The 26,653-nt window shown below is 71.1% G+C and carries 24 protein-coding genes; 14 read left to right on the top strand and 10 right to left on the bottom strand.

Translation table 11 applies throughout. The features are described 5' to 3' along the window. Nucleotides 1–13: 13 nt before the first annotated feature. Nucleotides 14–466: a GNAT family N-acetyltransferase gene (locus tag AB0J90_RS01585; RefSeq protein WP_363591010.1), complete on the bottom strand. Its 453-nt coding sequence runs from the start codon at nucleotides 464–466 to the stop codon at nucleotides 14–16. 162 nt (nucleotides 467–628) lie between these two features. On the opposite strand from AB0J90_RS01585, the gene AB0J90_RS01580 reads away from it, so the two are divergent. The 4 genes from AB0J90_RS01580 (at nucleotide 629) to AB0J90_RS01565 (ending at nucleotide 5,361) form a co-directional block, all read left to right on the top strand. Further along, complete coding sequence (locus AB0J90_RS01580) at nucleotides 629–1,594, top strand: cytochrome P450 (RefSeq protein ID WP_363591008.1); 966 nt, start codon at nucleotides 629–631, stop codon at nucleotides 1,592–1,594. Between the two features lie 77 nt (nucleotides 1,595–1,671). Next, a complete protein-coding gene (locus AB0J90_RS01575; RefSeq protein ID WP_363591006.1) occupies nucleotides 1,672–2,625 on the top strand; it encodes a hypothetical protein in 954 nt (317 codons plus the stop codon). Further along, entirely contained in the window at nucleotides 2,622–4,304 is a 1,683-nt protein-coding gene (locus AB0J90_RS01570) for an insulinase family protein (RefSeq protein ID WP_363591004.1), read from the top strand. The genes AB0J90_RS01575 and AB0J90_RS01570 overlap by 4 nt, the downstream gene beginning before the upstream one ends. 190 nt (nucleotides 4,305–4,494) lie before the next feature. Next, nucleotides 4,495–5,361, top strand: a complete 867-nt coding sequence (locus AB0J90_RS01565) for an oxidoreductase (protein ID WP_363591002.1) — start codon at nucleotides 4,495–4,497, stop codon at nucleotides 5,359–5,361. Between the two features lie 93 nt (nucleotides 5,362–5,454). Here AB0J90_RS01565 and AB0J90_RS01560 read toward each other — a convergent pair whose 3' ends face one another. Beyond that, nucleotides 5,455–6,240 (bottom strand): TetR/AcrR family transcriptional regulator, encoded by a 786-nt coding sequence (locus AB0J90_RS01560; RefSeq protein ID WP_363591000.1) that lies wholly within the window; start codon nucleotides 6,238–6,240, stop codon nucleotides 5,455–5,457. 94 nt (nucleotides 6,241–6,334) lie between these two features. On the opposite strand from AB0J90_RS01560, the gene AB0J90_RS01555 reads away from it, so the two are divergent. The 5 genes from AB0J90_RS01555 (at nucleotide 6,335) to AB0J90_RS01535 (ending at nucleotide 13,773) form a co-directional block, all read left to right on the top strand. Next, the gene (locus tag AB0J90_RS01555; protein ID WP_363590998.1) at nucleotides 6,335–7,333 is read left to right on the top strand and encodes an ATP-binding cassette domain-containing protein; all 999 of its coding nucleotides are present in this window, start codon (nucleotides 6,335–6,337) and stop codon (nucleotides 7,331–7,333) included. 41 nt (nucleotides 7,334–7,374) lie between these two features. After that, entirely contained in the window at nucleotides 7,375–8,157 is a 783-nt protein-coding gene (locus AB0J90_RS01550; protein WP_363591385.1) for an ABC transporter permease, read from the top strand. Next, entirely contained in the window at nucleotides 8,154–10,955 is a 2,802-nt protein-coding gene (locus tag AB0J90_RS01545; protein ID WP_363590996.1) for a DEAD/DEAH box helicase, read from the top strand. The genes AB0J90_RS01550 and AB0J90_RS01545 overlap by 4 nt, the downstream gene beginning before the upstream one ends. Then, nucleotides 10,952–11,845, top strand: coding sequence for an SWIM zinc finger family protein (locus AB0J90_RS01540; protein WP_363590994.1), 894 nt, complete (start codon nucleotides 10,952–10,954; stop codon nucleotides 11,843–11,845). The genes AB0J90_RS01545 and AB0J90_RS01540 overlap by 4 nt, the downstream gene beginning before the upstream one ends. Nucleotides 11,846–12,054: 209 nt before the next feature. Continuing rightward, nucleotides 12,055–13,773 (top strand): S8 family peptidase, encoded by a 1,719-nt coding sequence (locus tag AB0J90_RS01535; protein WP_363590992.1) that lies wholly within the window; start codon nucleotides 12,055–12,057, stop codon nucleotides 13,771–13,773. Nucleotides 13,774–13,900: 127 nt separating this feature from the next. Here the strand turns inward: AB0J90_RS01535 and AB0J90_RS01530 are convergent, their stop codons facing one another. Beyond that, nucleotides 13,901–15,187 carry a hypothetical protein gene (locus AB0J90_RS01530; RefSeq protein ID WP_363590990.1) on the bottom strand — a complete coding sequence of 429 codons (1,287 nt, stop codon included), beginning with the start codon at nucleotides 15,185–15,187 and terminating at the stop codon, nucleotides 13,901–13,903. 648 nt (nucleotides 15,188–15,835) lie between these two features. Here AB0J90_RS01530 and AB0J90_RS01525 point away from each other — a divergent pair. The 5 genes from AB0J90_RS01525 to AB0J90_RS01505 all read left to right on the top strand — a co-directional run bounded on the left by AB0J90_RS01525 (nucleotide 15,836) and on the right by AB0J90_RS01505 (nucleotide 21,198). Further along, complete coding sequence (locus tag AB0J90_RS01525) at nucleotides 15,836–17,575, top strand: hypothetical protein (protein ID WP_363590988.1); 1,740 nt, start codon at nucleotides 15,836–15,838, stop codon at nucleotides 17,573–17,575. A gap of 11 nt (nucleotides 17,576–17,586) precedes the next feature. Then, on the top strand, nucleotides 17,587–18,525 hold the full coding sequence (locus AB0J90_RS01520) for a 5'-methylthioadenosine/S-adenosylhomocysteine nucleosidase (protein ID WP_363590986.1): 939 nt from the start codon (nucleotides 17,587–17,589) through the stop codon (nucleotides 18,523–18,525). Beyond that, nucleotides 18,522–19,382 carry a hypothetical protein gene (locus AB0J90_RS01515; RefSeq protein ID WP_363590984.1) on the top strand — a complete coding sequence of 287 codons (861 nt, stop codon included), beginning with the start codon at nucleotides 18,522–18,524 and terminating at the stop codon, nucleotides 19,380–19,382. The genes AB0J90_RS01520 and AB0J90_RS01515 overlap by 4 nt, the downstream gene beginning before the upstream one ends. Before the next feature lie 128 nt (nucleotides 19,383–19,510). Beyond that, entirely contained in the window at nucleotides 19,511–20,230 is a 720-nt protein-coding gene (locus AB0J90_RS01510; protein ID WP_363590982.1) for an NUDIX domain-containing protein, read from the top strand. A gap of 56 nt (nucleotides 20,231–20,286) precedes the next feature. Then, entirely contained in the window at nucleotides 20,287–21,198 is a 912-nt protein-coding gene (locus AB0J90_RS01505) for an NADP-dependent oxidoreductase (protein ID WP_363591383.1), read from the top strand. 79 nt (nucleotides 21,199–21,277) lie between these two features. On the opposite strand, the gene AB0J90_RS01500 is transcribed toward AB0J90_RS01505, so the two are convergent. The 7 genes from AB0J90_RS01500 to AB0J90_RS01470 all read right to left on the bottom strand — a co-directional run bounded on the left by AB0J90_RS01500 (nucleotide 21,278) and on the right by AB0J90_RS01470 (nucleotide 26,634). After that, complete coding sequence (locus AB0J90_RS01500; protein WP_363590980.1) at nucleotides 21,278–22,375, bottom strand: ABC transporter ATP-binding protein; 1,098 nt, start codon at nucleotides 22,373–22,375, stop codon at nucleotides 21,278–21,280. Then, nucleotides 22,372–23,196: an ABC transporter permease subunit gene (locus tag AB0J90_RS01495; RefSeq protein WP_363590978.1), complete on the bottom strand. Its 825-nt coding sequence runs from the start codon at nucleotides 23,194–23,196 to the stop codon at nucleotides 22,372–22,374. The genes AB0J90_RS01500 and AB0J90_RS01495 overlap by 4 nt, the downstream gene beginning before the upstream one ends. Next, the gene (locus AB0J90_RS01490) at nucleotides 23,184–24,113 is read right to left on the bottom strand and encodes an ABC transporter permease subunit (RefSeq protein ID WP_363590976.1); all 930 of its coding nucleotides are present in this window, start codon (nucleotides 24,111–24,113) and stop codon (nucleotides 23,184–23,186) included. Before AB0J90_RS01490 ends, AB0J90_RS01495 begins: the two co-directional genes overlap by 13 nt. A 7-nt stretch (nucleotides 24,114–24,120) precedes the next feature. Next, nucleotides 24,121–25,251 carry an ABC transporter substrate-binding protein gene (locus AB0J90_RS01485; protein ID WP_363590974.1) on the bottom strand — a complete coding sequence of 377 codons (1,131 nt, stop codon included), beginning with the start codon at nucleotides 25,249–25,251 and terminating at the stop codon, nucleotides 24,121–24,123. Nucleotides 25,252–25,603: 352 nt separating this feature from the next. Next, nucleotides 25,604–25,990 carry a nuclear transport factor 2 family protein gene (locus tag AB0J90_RS01480; protein ID WP_363590972.1) on the bottom strand — a complete coding sequence of 129 codons (387 nt, stop codon included), beginning with the start codon at nucleotides 25,988–25,990 and terminating at the stop codon, nucleotides 25,604–25,606. A gap of 25 nt (nucleotides 25,991–26,015) precedes the next feature. Then, the gene (locus tag AB0J90_RS01475) at nucleotides 26,016–26,264 is read right to left on the bottom strand and encodes a hypothetical protein (protein ID WP_363590970.1); all 249 of its coding nucleotides are present in this window, start codon (nucleotides 26,262–26,264) and stop codon (nucleotides 26,016–26,018) included. A gap of 28 nt (nucleotides 26,265–26,292) precedes the next feature. Continuing rightward, nucleotides 26,293–26,634 carry a hypothetical protein gene (locus AB0J90_RS01470; protein ID WP_363590968.1) on the bottom strand — a complete coding sequence of 114 codons (342 nt, stop codon included), beginning with the start codon at nucleotides 26,632–26,634 and terminating at the stop codon, nucleotides 26,293–26,295. Nucleotides 26,635–26,653 lie beyond the last annotated feature (19 nt).

Below are 26,653 nucleotides of genomic sequence, written 5' to 3'. Positions count from 1 at the left end.
CGATCCGCAGCACCTAGTACGACGGCCGCTGTAGGAGCTGTCGGGACGACTCGAAGCCCAGCCGTTCGTACACCGGCACCGCCCTGCGGCCGGAATGGACCGTCACGCGAATGGCCCCGAGCCGTGTCGCATGCTCCGAAGCAGCTTCCACCAGCGCGGAGCCGATCCCTTGGCCTCGCTCGCTGGGCATGACGAAGACGCTCTGGATGTCGGCGGACAGCCGACTTGTCGCTCCGGGTCTCGGGACGCGGGGTACGAGCGCGACCCAGGCCATGCCGACTATCTCCGGTCGGAGGAGTCGAGCGACGAACGCCAGGTGCGAATCCTGACGGGTGGCCCACCAATTCGCGAGTTCCGCTGCGAATGTGTCGACGGATGGCTGCGCTGGTTCCTCACGAACGGTGTCGAGCCACAACAGCCGGGCCAAGCCCGCGACGTCGCCCGCGTTCGCCTGGCTGATCCTCACCGGGTGAGTCTGCCACGGCGCCGGCCCGGCCACCCGAGCGTTCGCTGCGGCGTTCTACTACCCCTCCAGGGGTAGTAGAACGCCACACCGTGCGCGGCCTCGGCCCGTTAACGGGGGAGGGGCGGGGAGCGTCGTGGCACGATTCGGCGGTGGACGCCGCTGATGTTGCCGAACTCTTCGACGAAGCGGTGCGGATCGCGCGCACGGTCACCTGCCCCGAGGACTACGACCACCGCCCGCCGCGCGGCCGAGTTCCGGCCCCGGATCGAGCCGATCGTCGACCGACTCCTGGACGACCTGGCGCAGCGGGCCGCGCAGGCCGACGACGGCGCGGTGGACCTGCTGCTGCACTTCGCCCGGCCGCTGCCGGTGGACGTCATCTGCGAACTGGTCGGCATCCCGGAGGCCGACCGTCCACTGTGGCGGGAGTGGGGTGCCGCCGTCGCCACCGGCTGGGGGCAGGCGTTCGCCGACGCGATCCCGCACATCATGGCCGGTGCCAAGGCCGCGGTCGCGCTGCGTCGGGCCGAGCCCGCCGACGACCTGATCTCGGAACTTGTCCAGGTCCGGGACACCGACGGTGACCGGCTCGGCGAAACCGAACTGGTCACCCTGGTCTGGCACCTCGTCCTCGCCGGCCAGACTCCGACCAACCTGGTCGCCAACGCGGTCCAGACGCTGCTCACCCATCCCGGGCAACTCGCGGTGCTGCGCCGCGAACCCGATCTCATGCCGCGCGCGGTGGAGGAACTGACCCGCTGGTCCGGGCCGCAGCTGATGACCATTCCCCGGTACGCCCGCGAGGACGTCGAGATCGCCGGTGTGCTGGTCGGCAAGGGTGAACCCGTCACCGCCGTGATCGCCGCCGCCAATCGTGACCCGCGCGTCTTCACCGACCCGGAAACGCTCGACCTCAGCCGTCCGGCCGAAACCGCGGCCCACCTCGGTTACGCCCACGGCCCGCACTTCTGTCTCGGTGCGGCGTTGGCCCGGACCCAGACCGAGGTCGCCCTCACCCGGCTGCTGGACCGGTTCCCCGGCCTCGCGCTCGCCGACACACCGACCGGGTCCGGCCGGCTGCCCGATCCGGGAACCTGGCGCCTCGCCACACTGCCCGTGACCATCTGACCTGCGGACCTGGAACGTGCTCCGGGCGTTGCGCCCGGGGCCACCGGATCGGGGCGGCACTGCTTATGATCTTCGCCATGCCCGCCGCCCCACCCCTGGCCGTCACCGCGGATCCGGCCGCCGCCTATCCCGAACTGCCCCGCCTCCGTACCGCCCTGCAGGAGCGGGACTGGGACCGCGTGACGACGATCCTCGCCGAACAGGAGGCGGCCGGGCGTACCCGGCTGATCCGCTTCGCCGCAGAGTCCGAGGCGGCCGACCAACTGCCCCGCGAACGGCTCGCCACCGATCCGGCCGACACGCTCGCCGCCGGACTCCTCGCCGGCCGGCTGATCGAGCAGGCCTGGAAGGTACGCACCGGGGCGCGCGCCCAGAACGTCAGCCGGCTCCAGTTCATCCGCTTCCACGAGATCCTCCGCGAAGCCGAACAGGTCCTCATCGACGCTGCCGCGTACGACCCGAGCGACGCCGCGATCTGGACCCAGCGCCTGATCACCGCCCGGGGGCTGCAACTGGGCAAGTCGGAAGCCCGCCGCCGGTACGACCGGCTCGCCGAGCACGACCCGCACCACCTGCCCGCACAGTCCCAACTCCTGCAGGAACTCGCTCCCAAGTGGAGCGGCACGCTGGAGGAGATGCACGGCTTCGCCCGTACGGCGATGCTCGCCGCCCCCGAAGGGGCACCGAACGCGGTGCTCGTCCTGGAGGCGCACCTCGAACACGCGCTGCTGGAACTGAAGGGTGACGAACGCGCCCGCTACTTCCGCAAGCCCGAGGTACGCGAGCAGGTGCAGGAGGCTGCCGCCCGGTCGATCCTGCATCCGGCGTACCAGCGGACGGTCGGCTGGGTCGCGGTGGAGAACACCTTCGCCTTCATGCTCACGATGATGGACGACTACGCGCCGGCCGCCCGGCTCTTCGCCGGGCTCGGACCGCTGGCCAGCGAGATGCCGTGGTCCTACCTCGGCACACCGGTGGACCTGTTCACCCAGTTCCGGGACCGGGCGATCAAGAAGGGTGGCGCGCGATGATCCGCCAGACCGAGGTCGACGGCGTACCGACCCTGCTCGCCGGAACCACCGGGCCGATGCACGCGGGGCTGATGTTCCGGGTCGGGCAGGCCGACGAGACGCTCGCCCGGCGGGGCATCACCCACCTGCTCGAACACCTGGTGCTCTTCCCGGTCGGCACCGCCGACTACCACTACAACGGTGCCACCGGCAGCGTCATCACGTACTTCCACATGCAGGGGTCGGCCGCCGACATCACCGCCTTCCTGGTGGGGGTCTGCCGGTCACTGCGCGACCTCGCGACCGACCGGCTGGAAACCGAGAAGACCATTCTGCGTACGGAGTGGAGCGGCCGGAACGGTTCGGCGACCGAGCAGATGTCGCTGTGGCGGCACGGCGCCCGCGACTACGGACTGCTCGGCTACCCCGAGTGGGGACTGTCCGGGCTGACCGCCGACGACCTGCGGGACTGGGTGGCCCGGTACTTCACCCGGGAGAACGCGGTGCTCTGGATCGCCGGTGACGAGGTGCCGGCGGGCCTGACCCTCGACCTGCCGTCGGGGCAGCGGCAGCCCGTACCCGTGGCGTCCTCGGCGTTGCCGGTCACCCCGGCGTTCTTCCACGGTTCGTCGCGGGCGACCGCGTGGGACGCGGTGGTGCCGAGGACCGTCGCGGCGACCGTGTTCACCGGCGTACTCGAACGGGAACTGTTCCGCAGCCTGCGCCAGCAGAGCGGACTGTCGTACACGGCTGCGGCGAACTACGACCCGCGCGGCGACGGGTACGCCGTCATCACCGCGCTCGCCGACGCGCTGCCGGAGAAGCAGGACGCGGTGCTCGGCGGGTTCGTCGACGTACTGGCGAAGCTGCGGGTGGGGCGGATCGACGAGGCGGACGTGGCCGCCGTGGTCGCCAAGTCCACCGACTCGCTGACCACCGGCGAGGCCGACGCCGCGCGCCTGCCCGGAGCGGCGTTCAACCTGCTCACCGGCCACCCGTTGCACTCCAGCGACGAGTTGGCGGCGGAGCTGAAGGCGGTGACGGTCGAGCAGGTGCACGAGGTGACCGGCGTCGCGCTCGGCTCGGCGCTGCTGATGACCCCGCACGGGCGTACCGCCGACTGGGCCGGCTTCACCGCCGCGCCGACCGGTTCCGAGGAGGCGGTACGCGGAACGACGTACCAGGGGCTGGGCAACGTGTCGTCGCGGCTCGTGGTGGGGGAGTCGGGGGTCAGCCTGGTGCCGAAGGAGGGCGAGCCGGACACCGTACTGTTCGACGAGTGCGCGGTGCTGCTGGCCTGGCCGGACGGCGGGCGGCAGCTCGTCGGCACCGACGCGATCTCGGTTCGGATCGAGCCCACCCTGTACCGGGGCGCGGAGTCGCTGGACATCGACGCGCTGGTGCCGGCGGAGCTGCGGGTCGACCTGCCGGCCCGCGACCCGGAGCAGATCCCCCGACCGGGAACCGCGGCGCCTGCGACCGGTGCTCCGGCGGCCGGCGGGCGGGTCACCGCGAACCGGCTCCAGGCCGGTGCCCTCGGCCTGGTCACCCTGGTGGTGGGCGCGGTGGCGCTGGGCGTCACGATCGCGATGATCGTCGGCGCGATGGAGTTCCGGCTGCTTCCGGCGATCGGCGCCTGGATCATCACCGGTTACCTCGGTCGCATCTTCCTCGCGAAGTGGCAGGGACGGCAGGAGTAGCCGGGCCGGGTGGCCCTGCCGCTGCGCTGGGTGGCCCTGCCACTCCCAGGAGAACCGGGGCACCGTCATCCGCGTCCGCCAGGGCGCACAGTCGAAGGGCACACGGGACGACCCCGATAGCGCGGACACCGAGCCGATTGCTATCGGGGTCGCTAGCCTGATATGTACTTTTCGACGTGAAAGAGGCGACATGACCCGCACCGCTACCGGAGGCGTCTTCACCGGCATCGACGGCTTCACCGTCAGCCGGATGGGTTACGGGGCCATGCAACTGGCCGGGCCCCACGTCTTCGGCCCACCCAAGGACCGCGACCAGGCGATCGCCGTACTGCGCGAAGCGGTCGAACTCGGCGTCACCCACATCGACACCGCCGACTTCTACGGTCCGGTGGTCGTCAACGAACTCATCCGGGAAGCCCTCCACCCGTACGCCGCCGACCTGCGGATCGTCACCAAGGTCGGATCCCGTCGGGGCGCGGACGGCTCCTGGATCCCGTCGCTGGAACCCGAAGACCTCAAGGCCCAGGTACGGGAAAACCTCCAGCACCTCGGTCTGGACGTCCTCGACGTGGTCAACCTGCGCATGGGCACGGCCGAGGGCACCTCCGACGAACCCCTCGCGGAGCAGTTCGGCGCCCTGGCCGAGTTGCGCGAGGAAGGCCTGATCCGTCATCTCGGACTCAGCGGCGTCACCCCCGGTCAGCTCACCGAGGCGCAGTCCATCGCGCCGGTCGTCACCGTGCAGAACCTCTACAACCTGGCCATGCGCCAGGACGACGAACTGCTCGACCGCTGCGCGGCCGAGAACATCGCCTTCGCCTCGTTCTTCCCGCTCGGTGGCTTCACCCCGTTGCAGCACGACACGCTCGTCGACGTCGCGACCCGGCTGGGCGCCTCCGAGCAGCAGGTCGCACTCGCCTGGCTGCTGCAGCGGTCACCCGCGATGGTCCTCATCCCCGGCACCTCGACCCTGGCGCACCTGCGCGAGAACATCGCCGCGGTCGACCTGGAACTGCCGGCCGACGCGGTCGCGGAACTCGACACCATCGGCCGATAGCCGCCCGTCACCCGAACCGGTCCGGCGGGCCGACCGGCACGTTCTCCGACCGTCACGGAGATCTGCCCTGGTAGGACCGCCCTGCCCCGGAACTCACTCCGCCGGTCGGGCACGGCCGGCGGAGTGATCCGTACGTCGCACGAAGACCTCGATCCCGTCGAGCACCCGTTCCAGGCCGAACTCGAACGCCCCGTTCGGGTCGTACGCGCCCTGGTTCGCCTCGCCCGCCGCGCTGCCGACGGCGCTCGCGACCGGGTAGCGGTCCGGGTCGAGGACCTGTTCCAGCAGCGGCGCCTGGGCGGCCCACCACTGCTCGTCGGTCATGCCCGTCCGGCGTTCGACCTGGGCCGCCTCCACCGTGCCCCGGGCCGCCCCGGCGACGTAGCCGAGCAGCAGGGTGAGCACCGAGTCCATCTCCACCTCGGTCAGCCCGATGTCGGACAGCGCCCGCAGTTCGTAGTCGTACTTGGCGATCAGGTGCGGGCCCATCGGGGGGCGCTGCACCGCGACCTCGAGCATCCAGGGGTGCCGCTGGTACGTGGTCAGGTTCTCCCTGGCGATGTGCTCGAGTCGGGTCCGCCAGTCCAGCTCACCCTCGTCCGGCCGGGCCATCCGCCCCAGCACGGCGTCGAGCATGACGTCGACCAGTTCCGCCTTGCTCGGCACGTAGGTGTACAGCGACATCACCCCGACACCGAGCCGCTCGGCGAGCTTGCGCATGGACAGGGCGGCGAGGCCCTCGGCGTCGGCCAGTTCTATCGCCGTGTCGACGATCCGGTCGACGGTCAGCCCGGAGCGGGGCGCCGGCTTCTCCGGTCCCCGCCAGAGCAGGGCCATGCTCCGGGCCGGGTCTCCGCTGCCGGTGTACTCGGTGGTCATGGCCGCTCCCGGGGCGCTCGTGATTCGGGTTGGCAGACGCCAACCGTACGGTGTACGGTCTGCTCCGTACACCGTACGATCTTAAGGGGTCCGGATGGTAGTGGCAGCGGCAGCCGTACAGGTCGAGGGTCTGGTCAAGCGCTACAGCGGGCGCCCCGCACTGGACAGACTCGACCTCTCCGTACAACCCGGCACGGTGCACGGCCTGCTCGGGCCGAACGGGGCCGGCAAGACCACCGCCGTACGCATCCTCACCACGCTGCTGCGACCCGACGCCGGCCGGGCGACGGTCGCCGGCTACGACGTCCTGCGCGACCCGGTCGCGGTACGCACCCAGATCGGACTGGTCGGCCAGCACGCCGCGGTGGACGAGATCCTCGGCGGCCGGCAGAACCTGGTCATGTTCGGCCGGCTCTACCACCTGCCCGCGGCCACCGCCCGGCGCCGGGCCGACGAACTGCTCGCCCGCTTCGGCCTCGCCGACACCGGAGACAAACCCGTGGGCCGCTACTCCGGCGGCATGCGTCGGCGACTCGACCTCGCCGCGAGCCTGATCCTCGCCCCACCGGTGCTCTTCCTCGACGAACCGACCACCGGGCTCGACCCGCGCAGCCGCGCCGAGGTCTGGCACGCCGTCCGGGGCCTGGTCGCGGGCGGCACCACGGTCCTGCTCACCACCCAGTACCTGGACGAGGCCGACCAGCTCGCCGACCGGATCTCCGTGGTCGACCACGGCCGGACCATCGCCGAGGGCAGCAGCGACCAGCTCAAGTCGCGTCTCGGCGGGGACCGGATCGACATCGTGGTACGCGACAGCGCCCAACTGCCACTGGCCGCCTCGGTGATCGCCCAGGTCACCGGCGCCGAGCCGGAAGTCGACCCGGACACCCGACAGGTCAGCGCACCCGTCGCGGACCGGGTCCCCGCGCTCACCGCCGTCGTCCGGGGACTCGACGCCACCGGGGTCGACGCCGAGGACATCGGGCTGCGCCGCCCCACCCTCGACGAGGTCTTCCTGCACCTGACCGGTCGGCCCGCCACCGCCGACCACACCGGCAGCGCCGCCGCCGACGACAAGAAGGTGACCGCGTGACGACCCTCGCCCCACCCCCGCCCCGATCCGTGCTCGGCCGGCTGCGCTGGGCCGTGGCCGACGGCTGGACGATCACCCACCGCGACCTCTCCCACTGGGCCCGCCAGCCGTGGCAGATCGTCATCGCGCTGCTCTTCCCGGTGCTGACCGTGCTGATGTTCGGCTACCTGCTCGGCGGCGGCATGACCGTGCCGGGCGGCGGCGACTACCGGGAGTTCCTACTGCCCGGCATGTTCGCCCTGACCATGGTCTTCGGGCTGGAGACGACGTTCGCCGCGGTCGCCACCGACGCGGCCAGGGGCGTCACCGACCGGTTCCGGTCGATGCCGATGGCACCGTCGGCGGTGGTGGTGGGTCGCGGTACCGCCGACCTGCTCAACTCGCTCGTCGGCCTGGCCCTGATGGTCGGCTGCGGGCTCGCCGTCGGCTGGTCCTGGCACCAGGGACCGGTACGCGCCCTAGCCGCGATCGGGTTGCTCCTGCTGCTGCGCTTCGCGCTGCTCTGGGTCGGCATCTGGCTCGGCCTGCTGGCCAAGGGCCCGGAAGCGCTGGTCGCCGTACAGATCCTGGTCTGGCCGCTGGGCTTCCTGTCGAACACCTTCGCGGCACCGCAGACCATGCCGGGCTGGCTCGGTGCGATCGCCGAGTGGAACCCGCTCTCCTCGACCGTCGCCGCGACCCGCGAACTGTTCGGCAACCCCGGCTGGGGCGGCGACTCCTGGATCGCCCAGCACGCCCTGCTGATGGCGGTGCTCTGGCCTACCCTGCTGATCGTGCTCTTCTTCCCCCTCGCCGTACGCCGTTACCGCAGGCTGAGCGCGTGACCCACGGGTTGGACACGGACCGGCAGCAGGTCGAGCTGACCCGGTGCGCGGTGCTGTTCGAGCCGGCCGATCCGCCGCGCGCCGCGACGCTGGCGTTCTGGACCGCCGACGGTGCACCGGAGCCGGTGGGCGAGCCGGGCAAGCTCACCGTGCTCACCCCGGATCCGACCGACCCGACGGCGGTCACGGCCCGTACGGTCGAGGCCCGCCGGCTGCCCGTACGCGACGCCCTGCCGCTGCTCGTACGGGCCCGACGCGACGACGGCACCGCACACCCGGCGGCGGTGTTCTGGGGTGCCGCCGCCGACGAGGCCCTGCACCTGGTCGCCCGGGGCCGGCTGCTGCCGGGCATCTCCCCGGCCGGATTCGACGCCTGGCGGATCGGCCCGTTCGACGAGTCCGACCTGGAACGGGTGACCGCACTCGGTGCCGCGATGCCGGCCACCGCGCGGGCGATCCCGCTGCCCGAGCAGGACCCGCCCCGGCTGCCCGACGCGGTGACGCTGGTACGCCGGTTCCTCGACGCGGTCGCCGACACCCTGCCCCGGCGCAGTGACGCCACCGCCGCGTACGCCGCCGACGCGCCACGATCCGCCGCGGACCTGCGCGACTGGGCCGGGGAGGTCGCCGCGGTGGACACCGGGATCCGGTTGTCGCTGCGGATCGAGGCCGATCCGGACGACGTCGGCAGCCAGCCGCTGCGGGCGGTGCTCCAGGTCGCCGACCGGGACGACGCCGGCTCGCTGGTCGACGCCCGTACGCTCTGGGCGCCGACGGGCGGGGCCGGATCGTGGACGGGCCGGTCGGACAGTGCCCGTACCGACACCAGCCTGGCCGTACGCCGCGCCGCGCGGGTGTTCCCACCGCTGGCACGCCTGCTCGACGACGCGGTGCCGGACACTCTCGTACTCGACGACGACGAGGTCACCGACCTGCTCGGCGGCGGTGCCGCCCGGTTGGCGGCGGCCGGGATCGCGGTGCACTGGCCCCGCGAACTGGCCGCCGAGTTGAGCACGACCGCGCTGCTCGGCGGTGGCCGGGACCTGCCGGTCGGCAGCGGCGGCCTGTTCGGCGACGGCCGGCTGCTGGAGTTCAACTGGCAGGTGGCGCTCGGCGGAACCCCGCTGAGCGCGGCCGAGCTGGACCAACTCGCCGAGGCGCACCGGCCGATCGCCCGGCTGCGCGGACGGTGGGTGCTGGTCGACCCGGAGACCGTACGCCGGGCCCGGCAACGGGTCCTGCCGGCGCTGAGTCCGGTCGCCGCCCTCGGCGCCGCGCTCACCGGCACGGTCGAGATCGACGGGCGATCGGTGCGGGTCGGCTCGACCGGCTGGCTGGAGGACCTGCGGCGGCGCATCGTCGACGCCGACGGCGGCACCGAGCCGCTGCCCGCACCGGCCGGACTGGCCGCGACCCTGCGCGACTACCAGCTTCGCGGGCTGCGCTGGCTGACCCGGATGACCTCGCTCGGCCTGGGCGCCTGCCTCGCCGACGACATGGGACTCGGCAAGACCATCACGCTGATCGCCCTGCACCTGCACCGTGGCCAGGACCCGGAGACGGCCGGGCCGACCCTGGTCGTCTGCCCGGCCTCGCTGCTCGGCAACTGGGAACGGGAGATCCGCCGGTTCGCCCCCGGTGTGCCCGTACGCCGGTTCCACGGCAGCGGGCGGGATCTCGACCCCGCCGACGGCTTCACCCTCACCACGTACGGCACGATGCGGCTGGATGCCGCATTGCTGGCCGGGCAGCGCTGGGGAATGGTCGTCGCCGACGAGGCCCAGCACGTCAAGAACCCGGCGTCGGACACCGCCAAGGCGTTGCGGACCATCGACACCGGGGCCAGGGTGGCGCTCAGTGGCACACCGGTGGAGAACAACCTGACCGAGCTGTGGGCGATTCTCGACTGGACCACGCCTGGGCTGCTCGGCCCGCTGCCCGCGTTCCGTGAGCGGTGGGTACGGCCGGACGCCGCCGCCGACCTCGACCGGCTGGCCCGGCTGGTCGGCCCGTTCCTGCTGCGCCGACGCAAGACGGATCCGGGCATCGCCCCGGAGTTGCCGGCCAAGACCGAAACCGACCGGCCGGTGACGCTGACCCCGGAGCAGGCGGGTCTCTACGAGGCGGTGGTCCGGGAGACCCTGGAGCAGATCCGGCTCAGCACCGGGATGGCCCGTCGCGGTCTGGTGTTGGCACTGCTGACCGCGTTGAAGCAGATCTGCAACCATCCGGCCCAGTACCTGGACGAGGAGTCCCCGCGGCTGCGCGGCAGGTCCGGCAAGCTGGAACTGCTCGACGAGTTGCTCGACACGATCCTTGCCGGTGGGGGAGCGGCCCTGGTCTTCACCCAGTACGTGGCCATGGCCCGACTGCTCGAACGGCATCTCACCGGTCGCGGCATCAGCACCCGGCTGCTGCACGGCGGCACCCCGGTCAACCGTCGCGAGGAACTGGTGGAGCAGTTCCAGGCCGGCGAGGTGCCGGTGTTCCTGCTGTCGCTGAAGGCCGCCGGAACCGGGCTCAACCTGACCCGCGCCGACCACGTGATCCACTACGACCGCTGGTGGAACCCGGCGGTCGAGGACCAGGCCACCGACCGGGCGTACCGGATCGGGCAGACCCGGCCGGTGCAGGTGCACCGGCTGATCGCCGAGGGCACGGTGGAGGACCTGATCGCCCGGACCATCGCCGACAAGCGTGGACTGGCCGACGCGGTGCTGACCGGCGGCGCGGCGGCGCTCACCGAACTGACCGACGACGAACTGGCCGAACTGGTGACCCTGCGGGAGACGGCATGACCGACGGCGGCAGCGGCGGCGGCAGCGGTGGCAGTGGCGGCAGCGGTGGCAGCGGCGGCAGCGGTGGCAGCGGCGGTGGCGGCGGTGGCGAGGTGCTGGGCTTTCCGGCGTTCCCGAAGGGGTTGCGCCGGATCCCGCGCTTCGCCCGGTCGTGGTGGGGACGGGCCTGGCTGACCGCGATGGAGGAGACCGCGCTCGACAGCATCCAGCTCCGCAAGGGCCGGCGGTTCGCGTACGGGGGGCACGTCGGTTCGATCACGGTCAGTCCGGGGCGGCTCGCCGCCACCGTGTACGACGACGCGGGCGGTTCGTACCGGACGGTGGTGGAGGTGGAGCGGCTCACCGACCCGCAGTGGCAGCGGCTACTCGGGGCGATCACGGCGAAGGCGGGTCACCTCGCTGCCCTGCTCGACGGGGACGTGCCGCAGGAACTGGTCGACGCCGCACACGACGTCGACGTACGGCTGCTGCCCGGCATCGGTGACCTGCAACCGCACTGCTCCTGCCCGGACTGGGAGTTCCCGTGCCGGCACGCGGCGGCACTCTGTTACCAGTCGGCGTGGCTGATCGACGCGGACCCGTTCGTGCTGCTGCTCCTGCGCGGTCGGGGTGCGGCCGAACTGCTCGGCGACCTGCGCCGGCAGCCACCGAGTGCGGTGCCGGGGTTCGGGGCGGGACCGGTCGGTGTCGCCGCCACGGAGGCGTTCGCGCTGCCGGTGGCCGCGCTGCCGCCCGTACCGCCGGGTCTGCCGGAGCTGGACCTCGACGGACTGTTGCCGTCGGTGGTAGCCGGGCCGGGGGTGGATCCGGGGTCGCTGCGGCGGCTCGTCGCCGACGCGGCGCACCGCGCGCGGACCCTGCGCGGTCGGGCTTCCGGTACGGCCCGCTGACCCTCTGCCGTGTGCCCGTCTGACCGCAAATGTGAGTTGGCATTGATGGTGAGAGATCGATAAGTAGCACTGTCCAATGTGGTGACTCACGACCGGATCGATGAAAAAGTGTGGCCAGCCATTGAAGGTCATCGCTTGCCGTCCGCTCCGGAAAGCCCTGATCAGAGGGGCTCTCGGGTTGGTCGGTCGTTCCCGAGGAGGCACCGTCCATGTACGACAGTCAGCAGATCGGATCCGGCAACAGAGCGGCTCCGCACGACGCCCGACCCGGCCGGAGCCGGTGGCGCGCGGCGGTGTCCGTGGCCCTGGGCGTCGCGCTGGTGGCCGGCGGCCTGGCCGCGCCCGGCGTCGCCTCCGGCGCCGAACCCGGCCGGGTCGCGGGAGCCGCGCCACTGCTCGCCGCGACCGGCACCGCCATCCCCGGCAGCTACATCGTCGTGCTCGACGGGAAACCCGGCACCGCCGACGCCGCGCGTGCCGGGTCCGCGCTCTCGCGCGCCGCCGCCCTCGGCGTCACCGTCGAGCACCGGTACGACGCCGCCCTGAACGGCTTCTCCGCCCGGCTCACCCCGACCCAGGTGGCCGCCCTGCGCGACGATCCTGCGGTGGCCTACCTGGCACCCGACCAGCGGGTCGGCATCGACGTCGCGCAGACGCCGGCCACCTGGGGCATCGACCGCATCGACCAGCGTAATCTCCCGCTGAACAACACCTACAACTACGACCAGACCGGTGCCGGCGTCACCGCGTACGTCATCGACACCGGCATCCGACCCACGCACACCCAGTTCGGCGGTCGGGTCTTCCCCGGCTACACCGCCATCGCCGACGGCAACGGCACCAACGACTGCAACGGTCACGGCACCCACGTGGCCGGCACCATCGGCTCCACCACGTACGGGGTCGCGAAGGCCGTACGCCTGGTCCCGGTACGGGTGCTCGACTGTGGCGGCGGCGGTAGCTTCGCCAGCGTCATCGCCGGCATCGACTGGGTCACCGCCAACCACTCGGGTCCCTCGGTGGCGAACATGAGCCTCGGCGGTGGGGCGTACCAGCCGATCGACGACGCGGTCACCAACTCGATCAACTCCGGGGTCACGTACGTGCTCGCCGCCGGCAACAACAACGGCAACGCCTGCGCGCTCTCCCCGGCCCGTACGCCCACCGCGATCACCGTCGGCGCCAGCACCAGCGCCGACAGCCGGGACACCACGTACTCCAACTGGGGTCCCTGCCTGGACCTGTTCGCCCCCGGCACCGGCATCACCTCGGCCTGGCCCTCGTCGGACACCGGCACCAACACGATCAGCGGCACCTCGATGGCGAGCCCGCACGTGGCCGGAGCCGCCGCGCTCTACCTGAGCACCAACCCCACCGCCACCCCGGCGACGGTGACCGCGGCGATCCTCGGCCGGGCCACCCCGAACGTGTTGGCGAACGTCGGGACCGGCTCACCCAACCTGCTGCTGTTCACCGGCACCGTGGCGGTGTCGCACGCCGGCATGACCTGGCGGGTGCTGGAGCAGCGCGCCGACAACGTGGTACGGGTGGGCGCCGACGAACTGACCAACCCCTACCTCGGCGACACCCCGGCCAGCGCGGCCCTGCCGCTGCTCTGCCTGCTGGGAACCGGTGCCCCGGTCCCGGCCGGCATCGTGCCGAACCAGTACGCCGGCTGGTCCAGCGGCAGCGTACAGATCACCGCCCCGGTGCTCGGTTCGCAGCTCACCAGCCTCGCGGCGGCGAACGCGGTCTGCGCCGCCACCTTCGGCACCGGCTGGCGGATGGCCGAGTTCCACGACGGGGTGTACAGCGCCGGCCGGTTCACGCTTCGCAGCGGTTGGAGCTTCTGGGCCAACGGCACCCCGGCGGCCAACACCCGGTTCTGGGCCCACATCAACGACCAGCCCGCCAACCCGTGGAGCTGACCAAACGGTCCTGACCAGACCGAACTGACCAGACCGAACTGACCAGATGGTCCTGACGGCACCGGCCGCCGTCCCCCGCCGACTCGCGGGAGGCGGCGGCCGGTGCCGTCGCGGGGTGTGGGCGCGATCAGGAGACGCTGATCGCCCCGTTGCTGGACCGTACGCAGGCCACGGTGCGGTTGACCGTGGCGGCCGCGCCGGTCAGGCACTGCCCGAGCACCGCGTGTCCGGCGGCGTTCGGGTGCCACGACTCCTGGCAGGTCTGGAAGTACGACACACAGCTGTTGGCGATCCGCTGGATGGCGATCTTGTCGTAGCCGGAGAGGCTCTGCAGGAAGACGCCGGTCGGGCCGTCCTGGAGCCGGATCGGGGTGGCGAGCGTACCGGTTGGGCTGTTCGCCGCCTCGCAGAGCCGGGCGCCGTCGAAGGCCCGCTGGACGTTGAGGTACACCAGGTCGTCGGCGGGGAACTCGGCCCGCATCGTGTTGTGCACCGACTGCACCAGCGAGCCGAGGTTGCCGGAGAAGAGGTGACCGGCGGCGAGGCTGGCGCGGTGGATCGGGCAGCCGGCCGCGTACCGCTCCGCGCCGAGGTCACGGAACTTGTCCCGGCTGTCGTCGCGGCCGTCCTCCTCGTGGAACCGGGACTCCAGGTCGAACGGGAGCGGGTTGGTGTAGTCCTGGAAGACGACCCGGTGCTGCCCGTCGGGGTCGATCTGGTCGAGGGTGCTGAGCAGTTGGCGTACGGCGGTGGTCGTCTCGGCCGTGGCGGCACTGACCTGTGCCGGCGTGGCGAGGTCGCCGGAGCTGCACGGGGCTTGCTCGACCGGGCCGCCGAGGTAGGCCCAGAACTCCCACCAGCCGGTCCACGCGTCGGCGACGAACCGGTTGGCACACTTCGACGCGACGTCGCCGAAGGTGAACGAGCTGTTGTTCGAGCCGAGGCCGATCAGCACCAGGTCGATGTCGTTGGTCTGTGCGACCGCGCGGAGCTGGTCGAGCTGCGAGGCGACGGTACGCCCCTTCGCCCGGTTGACCGAGGCGGTAGCGATGTCGTACGGCTGGCCGCCGGAGCAGGCGAGGTTGAACCGGGCCTGGATGCCGGGCAGGTTCGCCTGGTTGAGCGAGGCGTTGGCGGACCGGTGACAGAAGAACGCGTTGTTGTTCGGCGCCGACCACCCCGGGAAGCCCTGGGCCACGCCGTTGACGTCGACCACCGGGGTGTACGCCCCGGCGCCCTCGCCGCTGATGAAACTGTCGCCGAGCGCCACCGCGGCGGTTGGTAGGGCCGCGATCTCCGCGACCGGTCTGGCTGCCGCACCTGATCGGGCCGTGGTGGTGGCCGACAGCGCATCGACCGAGCTCAGGGTCGCGACGAGGGCGACCACGAGCGCGGTACGACGGAACATGGACATGGGTGTCCTCCCTGCTGATTCGCAGAATGCGAGATATCTTCGCGACCGCGATCAGACCACGCCTGGCGCCTGTCGTCAACGATCGATCTACGTGGTTCTGTCGATGATCCGACCGCATCCGGTTAATTCCGATCGGTCAAGTGTGGATTAGGCCTGGTGGGGCCGGTGCAGGCCGGTCGGCGGGTTCTCGGCGCCGTACTCGGTACGCGCGGTGGAGGATGGCCCGGAGGTGGGTGCCGGTGTCCGTCGCGACGGGTCGTTCTCGCCATCGACCGAGGTGGGACGATGTCCGACCGGCACGCCCGGGTGCGTCGATCAGCCGGGCGACAGGGCACTGTGGACCTCGGTCGCCGGCCTGTCGCGGCAAGTGGACGGCCGTCCACCCGACGCAGTCGATGACCATCGGTGGTTACGTTATCGCGCATAGCTGAGCCCGCTGCGGTCGTTGTTGCTGGTCGTCCCCTAATCGTCTACTTGACATGAACTCGGATCAGCTTCTACCTTCGACTTAGTGTCAGTTTGACGAAAACGATTCGGGTGATCGACCCCGAGCCGTACCCGTCATCCGGCGCGACCTCGCAAAGCCAGCTCCACGACGCAGGTCCCGGCAACCCTCCCGGCACAATCGACAGTCGATGGATGGACGTCATGACTTATCCCGAATTTCCGCACCAGGCAACTGGTTCCGACCAGCTCCGGTCACCCGCACCACCGGACACCTTCGAGGGCGGCCCCACCGCCACCGGCGGGACGGCACCCGCCAACCGTGTCTCCAGCGCCACCCGACACCTCAGCGCCGGCGCGTACCTCGACGACAGCTTCCGCCGGTCGAGCCTGAACAAGGTCTACCACCAGGCAAGGCGACTCGTCGCACCGTCGTACGGCTACGACGTCATCACCGTGCTCGGACACTGCCTGCGCGCCTCGCGAATGGCGAACATCCGTGACGCAGCCATCGTCGGCGTACTGATCCTCGGTCTCTGCGCCGCGCCGCTGGCCCTGGTGGCCACGTTCTACGTGCTGATCACGATCCACGTGGCCGCCGCGACCTGGCGGGTGCTGCGCGACACCGTCCGGCAGATGCGCAGTGAACACCCGCTCAGCGGCCTGGCCGTCCTCGGCCGGCTCACCATGCTGTTCCTCCGGATCGTGCTCGCCACCATCATGCTGGCGATCTTCTCCGTCCCCGCGTTCATCGTGGCCGGGGTGTCCGGCAGCGGCCTGGAAAGTTCCTCCTCCGTCGCCGCGTCGATCGGGTTGGGCACCTTCTTCCTGGTGCCACTCCTGTTCGCGGTGCCGATCGCGATGAGCGTGTGGCGGCAACGGCAACTCGACACACTCGCACCGGGACTGCCGCTCGCCGCCACCGCCCCGTCGCCACGGTTCGACGAGATCTACCGCCAGAGCGGCGGCAACGTGGTGATCTACTCCGGCTACTGGCCGTTCGTCGGCTCGGGCAGCATCCTGAAGTCCTGGGGCTTCGCCCAGCGGCTGGTCCGCAGTGCCGACCCGCTCGGTCGGCCCCGCTCGGAAGCCGAACGGGAGTTCGAGGAGCCGCCGTTCAAGGCCCAGGACATCATCACGCACGTACGCGACCACCTGAACGGCCTGATCGACGCGCCCAGCCCGGAACAGCAACTGCCGGGGCTGACCGTTTCCGACCGGGTCTTCCTCGCCGGCACCGAGGCCAGCCGGCTGGTGCCGTACCTGGCGCAGGAGCAGGTCGAGCAGATCGTCCGGCATCCCACCGCGCCGGCCCGGCACTACCTGGTCTGCCAGGTCGTCTCCTGGCGCGGTGAACTGGTCACCACCGTCTACGTCCACTTCGCCGTGCAGGGCAAGTCGCTCTACACCGAGCTGACCTCGATGGCCCTGCCGCCCTGCGACGAGCGTTACCGGATCATCGACCAGGTGGACGGCACCGGACCGACCGCGTACGCCAAGGGGATCGCGGAAAGCATCCTGGAGAGCCCGCAGATCGTCGGCCTGGCCCCGCTCAACCTGATCCGCGCCGGGCTCGACCACATCGTCGCCTCGTTCTCCAAGGGCAACGCGGCCGGTCCGAACCAGGTGGCCCAGGGCTACGACTACGGTGCCAAGGACAGCGTCCGGGAACTGGGCACCGCGCTGGACACCCGCAACCACACCCAGTCCCAGGACATCGACAAGTACCAGCGGGTCATCGAGCGCCGGGTGCTGGCCGCCGTACTGGACTTCCTCGAGAGCCGGGGCGTCGACACCAGCGAGTACCGGCAGCGGGCGATGACCCTGCTCAGCGCCGGTGCGGTGGTCACCGGCGGCGGCAGCATCAACGTCTACGGCGACGCGATCGGCACCCAGCAGCAAGGGGGCCCCGGGCCGGCGCCCGCACCGAGCGCTGGTGCCTGATGGGAGGCGAGGTGGAAGACGACGGCACCCGCAACATCGGTGCGCTGGTCACCGGATCGGGCAGCATCAGCGTCGGTGGCTCCGCGATCGGCAGACAGGACAACAACTACCACCCGCCGGAACCGCCCCGGCGGCCGGCCGCCGATGCCGCCGGCAAGGACCGCCTCGGCGGGCAGCGGGCCGACATCGGCATCCTCACCGTCCTGCCGGAGGAGATGGTGGCCGTGGTCGACGTACTGCAGCGGATGACGGACTACACGTCGTACCAGATGTTCGGCGGGGCCCAGGTGCACGAGGCGTCGGTCCGCACCGACCACGGCACCCTCCGTACGGTCGCCACGCAGACCCTGCAACACGGCCCACGGTCCGCCGCGCTCGCCTACCGTGACCTGCGCCAGCACTACCAGCCGCCGATCGTGCTGCTGGTCGGCATCGCCGGTGGGATCAGGTCGAAGCTGGACATCGGCGACGTGGTGATCTCCGACGAGGTGATCTACTACGACGCCCGGAAGGAGACACCGACCGGGATCCTGCGCCGGGGGCAGGCGCAGGCGATGGCGCCGGTCCTGCTGCACCGGCTCAACGAGTTCTTCGTACGGCACCGGGGAACCGTCCGACTCGACCCGGACGAGCAGTTCCGGGTCCACCGGGGGCCGATCGGGTCCGGCGACGCGGTGATCACCGACGCCGACTCCGACATCCGGATCTACCTGGAGCGGTTCAACGACCGGACGCTCGCGGTGGAAACCGAGGCGGGCGGTGTTGCCCAGGCGTTCTACGAGGAGGTCAATCTCGACCAGACGCTGCGCGGCTGGCTGACCATCCGGGGCATCTCGGATCTGGCCGACCGGCACAAGGGACACGAGCATCACGACCTCGCCGCCCGGCACGCCGCGGCGGTGATGGAACGGCTGCTGCCGTACCTCTGGTTGACCGGGGCCGGGCAGTGAAGTGGGCCGGCGGCACGCGACCGGGCCGCGGGGAGTTGCGTACGCCCGACCGGCGGTCCTGGTGGCTTCGACTGGCCGGCCGGGAGTTGGAGGCGTACTTCACCGCGAGCCTGGCGTTGGCCGTCGGCCTGCTCAGCCTGCTGGACGTGGCGAGCCCGGCGATCGTCTCGGCCGCCACCCTGTCGATCCTCGGCCTGATCGTCTTCGACCTGCTGACGGGCCGCCGACGGTTGCGCCGGATCGACTCCGCGATCCGGGACCTGGCGAAGTCGCTGGGCCGGGTGGGCCTCACCGAATCCGTCGACCGGTTGATCACCGCCGCCGGGCCGGGAACAGTGTTGCGGATCGACGACGCGGCGGACATCCGCCTGGTCGGCGTGACCCTCAGCCGGACCATCCGCAGTCACCTGCACGACCTGGAGCGCCGACTGGCGGCCGGGGCGTCGGTCCGGGTCGCCATCCTCGATCCGGACGGCCCCGGTCCGCGCGAGGCGGCCCGCCGCAACGCCGTACCGGACGACGCGCGGGTGTTCGAACACCGGTTGCAGCCGACCATCGACCTGTTGCAGCATCTGGCCGCCGGCCCCGACGTCACCGGCCGGCTGGAGGTGCGTTTCCTGCAGTTCGTGCCGGCGTTCGGCCTGACCCTGGTCGACCCGGCGAAGGTGACCGGCCGGATCTCCGTCGACATCTACTCCCATCGTCCGGCCGGGCCGGAGGCGGTGATCACCCTCAACGCCGGCCGCGATCCCATCTGGTACCGCCATTTCGCCAGCGAGTTCGACCTCATCTGGGCCAGCGGGCGGCCCGCGCCGATCGGCGGCGGCCCGCGCGGGATCGGGACCGGGCCGGCGTGACCGGCACCGCCGGGCCCGGCCGGTCGACCGGGCGGACCGGGCCGGTCCGCGTGAACCGGGGTCCGTCCCACCCACCGGCCGGGAACCGTGCGATGGGTACGGGCGGACTCTATGGTTACCCTCGCACTGTGCCCGTCCGTCCACCGAGCCCGTTCCGGATCGCCATCGACCTGGTCATCCTGACCATCCGTCAGGACCGGTTGCACGTCCTGCTGATCGAGCGGGGGAAGGAGCCCTTCAAGGGCCAACCGGCGCTGCCCGGCGGCTTCGTACGGGCGGGCGAGGATCTCGACGACACGGCCGTACGCGAACTCGCCGAGGAGACCGGTATCGACGGGCGGCGGCTGTACCTGGAGCAGGTGCGTACCTACGGTCATCCGGAGCGGGACCCGCGTGGACGGATCGCGTCGGTCGCGTACCTGGCGATCGCACCGGACCTGCCGATACCGGTCGCCGGTACGGACGCCGCGACCGCCCGCTGGGCGGAGGTCGACGACGACCTGCTCAGCCCGGGCCGGCTCGCCTTCGACCACAACGTGCTGCTGCGTGACGCCACCGACCGTGCTCGCGCCAAACTGGAGTATTCGCCCCTGGCCACGGAGTTCTGCCAGGAACTGTTCACCATCAGCGAGCTGCGCGCGGTCTACGAGGCGGTCTGGGGCGTACGGCTCGATCCGCGTAACTTCCATCGCAAGGTCACCGGGGTCGACGACTTCGTGGTGGCCACGAAGGAGCGGCGGATCCCGCCGACGGGTCGGCCGGCGGTGCTGTACCGGCGCGGCGCGGCGCCCCTGCTGCACCCGGCGATGCTGCGCCCCGGGCGGGACAGCGGCGTCCGCGACGCTTGACCTCAACCAATGTTGAGGTCACAGACTGTCCTCTCACGAGGAGAGGATGTGTGGCGATGAAAGCAGCCGCGTTCACCGAGTTCGGCGGGCCGGAGGTGCTTCGGCTGATGGAACTGGAGACACCGCAGGCGGGTGCCGGCCAGGTACGGGTCCGGATCAAGGCGGCCGGGGTGCAGCCGTACGACTGCGCGGTGCGTGCCGGCTGGACGCCGCCCGGAATCGGGCCCGGCTTCCCCCGCGTGCCCGGCAACGAGTTCGCCGGGATCGTGGACCAGGTCGGGCCGGACGTGACCGGGGTGACCGTCGGTGCCGAGGTGCTCGGCTTCGGGCAGCTCAACTGCTACGCCGAATACCTGGTCATCCCCGCCGACCAGATCACGCCCAAGCCGGAATCCCTGCCGTGGACGGTCGCGGGCGGCTTCACCGCCGGTGCGCAGACCGCCCACATCGCCCTCCAGACACTGGGCGTGGGCCCCGGGGACGTACTGCTGGTGCACGGGGCGGCCGGCGCGGTCGGCACCGTGGCGGTGCAACTCGCCCAACTGTGGAGAGCCACCGTCATCGGCACCGCCCGTGAGGAGAACCACGACTACCTGCGCGGGCTCGGCGCCACGCCGGTGGCGTACGGGGAAGGCCTGGCCGACCGGGTCCGGGCTCTCGCGCCCGGCGGTGTGTCGGCCGCGCTCGACGGTGCCGGCGGCGACGCGCTGCGGGTCTCGCTGGAGTTGGTGGCCGACCGCAAGCGGATCCTCACCCTGGTCGAGCACGACCAGGCGGAACCGCTCGGAATCCTGGTCACCCCCGCCCTGCGCTCCGCCGCCCGCCTAGCCGAACTGGTCGACCTGCACGACCGCAACCTGCTGCGCCTACACATCCGCGAAACCTTCCCCCTCTTTCGCGCCGCCGACGCCCACCGAGCCATGGAAACCGCCCACGGCCGCGGCAAGATCGTCATCACCGTCCCCTGAGGCCCTGATGTAGAGAAAGAGGGGCTATCCGGACCCGGATCGCCCCTCTTTCTCTACAAGTGGCGCATTCCCCGAGGGGTCAGCGTGACAGGGCGACGGGGGAGGGGTGGAGGGTGATGCGGACGGGGGTGCCGGGGGCGAAGTCGGCCAGGCGGGAGCTGGAGACCTGGGCGACCACCAGGGTCTCGTCCGGCATCGCCACCGTCACCCGGCTGATCGGACCGAGGAAGCTGGCCGCGAGCACGCGTCCGCTGCCGTCCGGGTCGGCCACCACGTCGACCGCCTCCGGGCGGACCAGCGCGGTCACCGGCACGCTCGGGTCCGACGGCGCGTCGGCCGGCTCCACCAGCGGCAGCGTAGCGCCGAGCACCTCCACCGTGCCGGCGTCGACCCGGCCCGGCAGCCGGTTGCTCAGGCCGACGAAGTCGGCCACGAAGGCGCTCGCCGGACGCAGGTAGATCTCGGCCGGCGGGCCCAACTGCTCCAGCCGCCCGCCGCGCATCACCCCGACCCGGTCGGCCACCGCCAGCGCCTCCTCCTGGTCGTGGGTGACGAACAGGGTGGTGGTGCCGACCTCGATCTGGATCCGTCGGATCTCGTCACGCAACTGGACCCGGACCTTGGCATCGAGCGCCGACAGCGGCTCGTCGAGCAGCAGCACCCGAGGCTGGATGGCGAGCGCGCGGGCGAGCGCCACCCGCTGTTGCTGGCCACCGGAGAGCTGGTGCGGGTACTTGTCGGCGTGCGCGCCGATGCCGACCAGTTCCAGCATGTTGCCGGCCCGCTCCCGGCGGGCGGCGGCGGGACGGCCGCGCAGCCGCAGCCCGAACTCCACGTTCTCCTGCGCGGTCAGGTGCGGGAACAGGCTGTACGCCTGGAAGACCATGCCCATGTCGCGGCGGTTCACCGGCCGGTTCGTGATGTCCTCGCCGTCGACCAGGACCCGCCCCGAGTCGGCCTCCTCCAGCCCGGCGAGCACCCGCAGCGCGGTGGTCTTGCCGCAGCCGGACGGGCCGAGCAGCGCGACCAGCTCACCGGGGGCGAGTTCGAGGTCGAGCCCGTCCAGCGCGGAGGTGTTGCCGAACCGGCGGTGCAGTGATTCGAGTCGTACCGTGACGCCCTGTCGTGCGCCGTCGCGGGCGCCGGGCGCGGCGGCGACGCTGGTGGTACCGGTCACCGTGTCTCCTTCAAGGAAGTCCGGCGTCGGCCGCCGCCGACGAGGGACAAGAGCATCAGTAGGACGAACGCGAGCACCAGCGCGGTCAGCGAGACCGCGACCGACATCGTGGCGCTGCTCTTGCCGAGCAGGTTCACCGCGACCTGGAGGTTGCTGCGGTTGAGCAGGGACGCGATGGTGAACTCGCCCAGTACGAGCGCGACGGTGAGGAACGCGGCCGACAGCACCGCCGAGCGGATGTTCGGCAGCACCACCCGCCAGATCACCGTCGCCCAGCTCGCCCCGAGGCTGCGGGACGCCTCGGCCAGCGTCCGTACGTTGATCGCGGACAGTCCCGCGTCGATCGACCGGTACGCGTACGGGAGCACCAGGATCGTGTACGCGAAGGTGAGCGTGAGCGCCGAACCGCCGAGGAAGTACGTGACCCACGCGTACACCGGGGCGAGCCCGACCACCAGCACGATCGCCGGGATGGTCAGTGGCAGCAGGCAGAGGAACTCCACCACCCGGCGCAGCCGGGGCAGGCGTAGCCGTACCCAGACGACGGTCGGCACCAGCAGCAGCAGGGTGAGCGCGACGGTGAGCAGCACCTGCCCGAACGAGTTGGCGACACCGGTCGCCAGGTCCGGGTAGGTCTCGCCGAGCTGGCCCCAGTCGACCAGCAGCTTCCAGGTCTCCAGCGTGTACGTGCCGTTCGGGCCACGGGTGGTGAACTCCAGCATCGCCACCAGCGGCAGCAGGAAGAAGATGCCGAGCAGGGTGACGATCGTCCAGCGGAAGGCCCGCTGACGCCGGGCGCGGCGTCGGGTCACCCCAGCCATCGCGTACTCCTTCGCTGTAGCACCGCGTAGAGCCACATCACCAGCGCGACCACCACGATCATGCCGAGTGCCATCGCCTTGCCCAGGTTCTGCTGGCCGAGGATCACCTCGCTGGTCAGGGCGCCCCGGATCTGCAGCGGGATGATCGGGCTGCCCTGGCTGACCAGCGAGGCGGCGGTCGCGTACGCGGAGAAGGCGTTGGCGAACAGCAACAGCGCCGAGCCGAGGAACGGCGGGGCGAGCAGCGGCATCGCGACCATCCGCCAGTACTGCCAGGTCGATCCGCCCAGGCTCTCCGCCGCCTCCCGCCACTGTGGACGGATACCGTCCAGTGCGGGCAGGAACACGATCACCATCAGCGGCACCTGGAAGTAGGTGTAGACGAGCAGCAGGCCGGGCAGCTCGAACAGCCACACCCCGTGGGCGTAGATGTCGACGCCGAGGTGGTCCCGGAGGAACACCGTGACGAACCCGCTGAGCCCGATGGTGGCGACGAACGCGAACGCGAGCGTGACCCCGCCGAACTGGGCGAGCACACCGGACGCCGAGGTGACGACCCGGCGCAGGACGCCGTCCGGCTTGGCGGTGACCAACGCGTACGCGAGCAGCCCGCCGAGCACCGCGCCGATCGCCGCCGTGACGGCGGAGAGCAGGATGCTGCGCCCGAACGCCTCGAGAATGTACGAGGTGCCGAGCGCCGACACGTTGTCGAGGGTGAAGCCGCCGCCGTCGCCGGTGAACGCGCCGATCACCACCACCAGGGTGGGGATCGCCAGGAACAGCACGATGAATCCGAAGAACGGCACGACGCCGAGCAGGTCACGGCCCGGCAGGCTGATCCGGCGCCGGGCGGCCGGTGCGGGCCGGACCCCGGGCGCGGGCGCCACGGGGTCCGGGTGGGGCGTAACGACGGTCATCGTCGCCTCAGCCCACTGCCTTCGCCCAGTTCGTCGCCAGGCTTTCCTTGGCCTTCGCGGTCTGCGGGTCGGTCAGGAACACCGGCTCGCCGCTGGTGACCGGGAGCTTGCCGTACGCGGCCTGGTCGATCGTGCCGGCCTTCGCCATGGCGTCGGCCCGTACCGGACGGGCGCCGCCGCCGAGCCACAGGTTCTGACCCTCGTCGGAGTAGAGGAACTCCTGCCACAGCCGCGCGGCGGCCGGGTGCGGGGCGTCCTTGCTGATCGCCTGCACGTAGTACGAGCCGACAACCGCGTTCGACGGGACCACGGTCTTCCAGTCCATCTTGCCCTGGAGCTTGGCGCCCTGGGCGACGTTCAGGTAGTCCCAGTCGATGACAACCGGCGTCTGGCCGGACTCGACGGTGGTCGAGGTCGGGTCGACCGGCAGGAAGTTGCCCGCCTTCTTGAGCTGGCCGAAGAAGTCGATACCCTTGCTGATGTCGTCGGCCGAGCCACCGTTGCCCAGGGCCGCCATGACCACGCCGCTGAACGCCGCGCCAGCCTGGGTCGGGTCACCGTTGAGCGCGACCTTGCCCTTGAACTCCGGCTTGAGCAGGTCGGCGACGCTCTGCGGTGCCGGGACCTTGCTGGCGTCGTAGCCGATCGACATGTAGCCGCCGTAGTCGTTGACCCAGGTGCCGTTGGCGTCCTTGAGCGCCGCCGGCACGTCGTCCCAGGTCGCCACCTTGTACGGGGCGAACATCGAGGTGTTGGCCGAGGCCACCGCGCCGCTGAGGTCGAACACGTCCGGGGCGCCGTCCTGGCCCTTGAGCTGGTTCGCCGCGTTGATCTCGTCCTGGCTCGACGCGTCCGGCTGAGCGGAGTTGACCTTGATGCCGTACTTGGTGTTGAACGCCTTGATGATCTCGCCGTAGTTGGCCCAGTCCGGCGGCAGCGCGATCACGTTGAGCTGCCCCTCCTTCTTGGCGGCTTCGACGAGCTTGTCGAGCCCTCCGAGGTCGCTCACGCTCACGGCCTTGGCCGCGTCGCTGTTCGACGCGGCGCTTTCCTTCTCCGGGGGCGCACAGGCGGTAATGGCAAGCGCCACGCTGGACGCCGCCAGTAGCGCAACTGTTCGGGCAACCGAGATTCGCACACTTCCTCCTTCTACGCCGGTACGGCGTTCGGCCAGCACGGACTGCGCCTTTTCGGCAGTTGTACGCCATGACTGGCCCCGAACATCATGCCCGGCCGCAATCGGTTGACCACCGTGCCAAATCAAAGCCCCGATGAACGTACGGCGCTGTCCAGTGGAACGATCGGCGCTGGAGTGGCGGAAGTGCGAGGTATCGGTGCCATCCCCGCCGACTGACCGGAATTACCTCCGGTGGCAGGGGTGGAGTCCGCCCCGCCGGTTGGGCCTTATTATCTTGTCCCGGCAGTCACCGGGCAATGGTTTCCGAATACCATCGAGATCCCGCGCACGCATTCCATGCGTATTCGCCGAACTATTCCTGCGACGTGTCCGGTGACCTCGGCGGCCAGAACGGCCACTCCTCGAAGGCACGGCAGCGGCCGTCGTCGGCGAAGCGCACGATCCACAGATCGCGGAATTCCTGGTTCGTCGGCTCACCGTAGTGCACCTGCACGCGTACGACCGCGGTGTTGCCGTCGACCGCGACCACCTCGCTGGCCATCCGGAACGCCTCGTCCGGCCCCTCGCGCTCGGCCTCCCACATCCGGGCGATGGCGGGCAGCCCCAGCACCGGCTGCCGGTACGGCCCCTGCAGGTAACTCGCGTCGGCGGTGAAGATCGTGGCCAACGGGTCGGTCCCCGGCGTACGCCACGCCCGCTCGTACGCCGCGACCCAGTCCGTCACCCGTGCCCGATCCATACCCGGCAGTTTGCCAGGTGCCGGGTCACCCGCACGGGCGACAGGCGGGGCGTCGCGGGCCGGCTACCGGTGCCGGACGAGCCGGCCGCGCAGCACCACCGCCCGGGGCGACTCCAGTTGGGCGAGGTCCGTCGACCAGTCCGGGCAGCAACCAGCCCTCGGCGACCAGCTCGGCGCCCGGCACCGGATCGGTCGTCCACCGGTCACCGTCGGCGAACAGGTCGATCCACTCGCCTTCCGGCAGCGCCCGGCCGCGTACCCGCAGTACGGTCATCGGGTCGCCGTGAGCCGGCACCCGGTCGTCATCGCCAGAACACCGCCACGGCCGCGTTGGCCAGGGTGAAGACGATGATGCCGAGGAAGTGGCCGCGGTTGACGGCGTCCCGCTTGCGGGAGAAGAACACCATCACGAAGATCGCGAGCGCGATCAGCAGCTTGGTGAGGAGTTTGGCCGGCGACGGCTCGTCACCGTCACGCAGCGGTGCCGCGAGCCCCAGGCCGGAGAGCAGTTGGATGCCTGCACCCCAGAGCATCGCCGGATTGATTCGCAGCACGCCGCTGACGTACTGCGCGATCGAACCACCCAGCAGCAGGGCGAAACCGATCAGATGGACATAGAGCAACACCAGGCGTAGGGCTTCCACGCCCGGCATTGTTCCGTAT

Origin of the sequence: Micromonospora sp. NPDC049523, assembly GCF_040676775.1 — a bacterium.
Classification (GTDB): Bacteria; Actinomycetota; Actinomycetes; order Mycobacteriales; family Micromonosporaceae; genus Micromonospora_G.
Note: the sequence above shows the minus strand (reverse complement) of the source record. Positions and strands in the feature narration are given on the sequence as shown.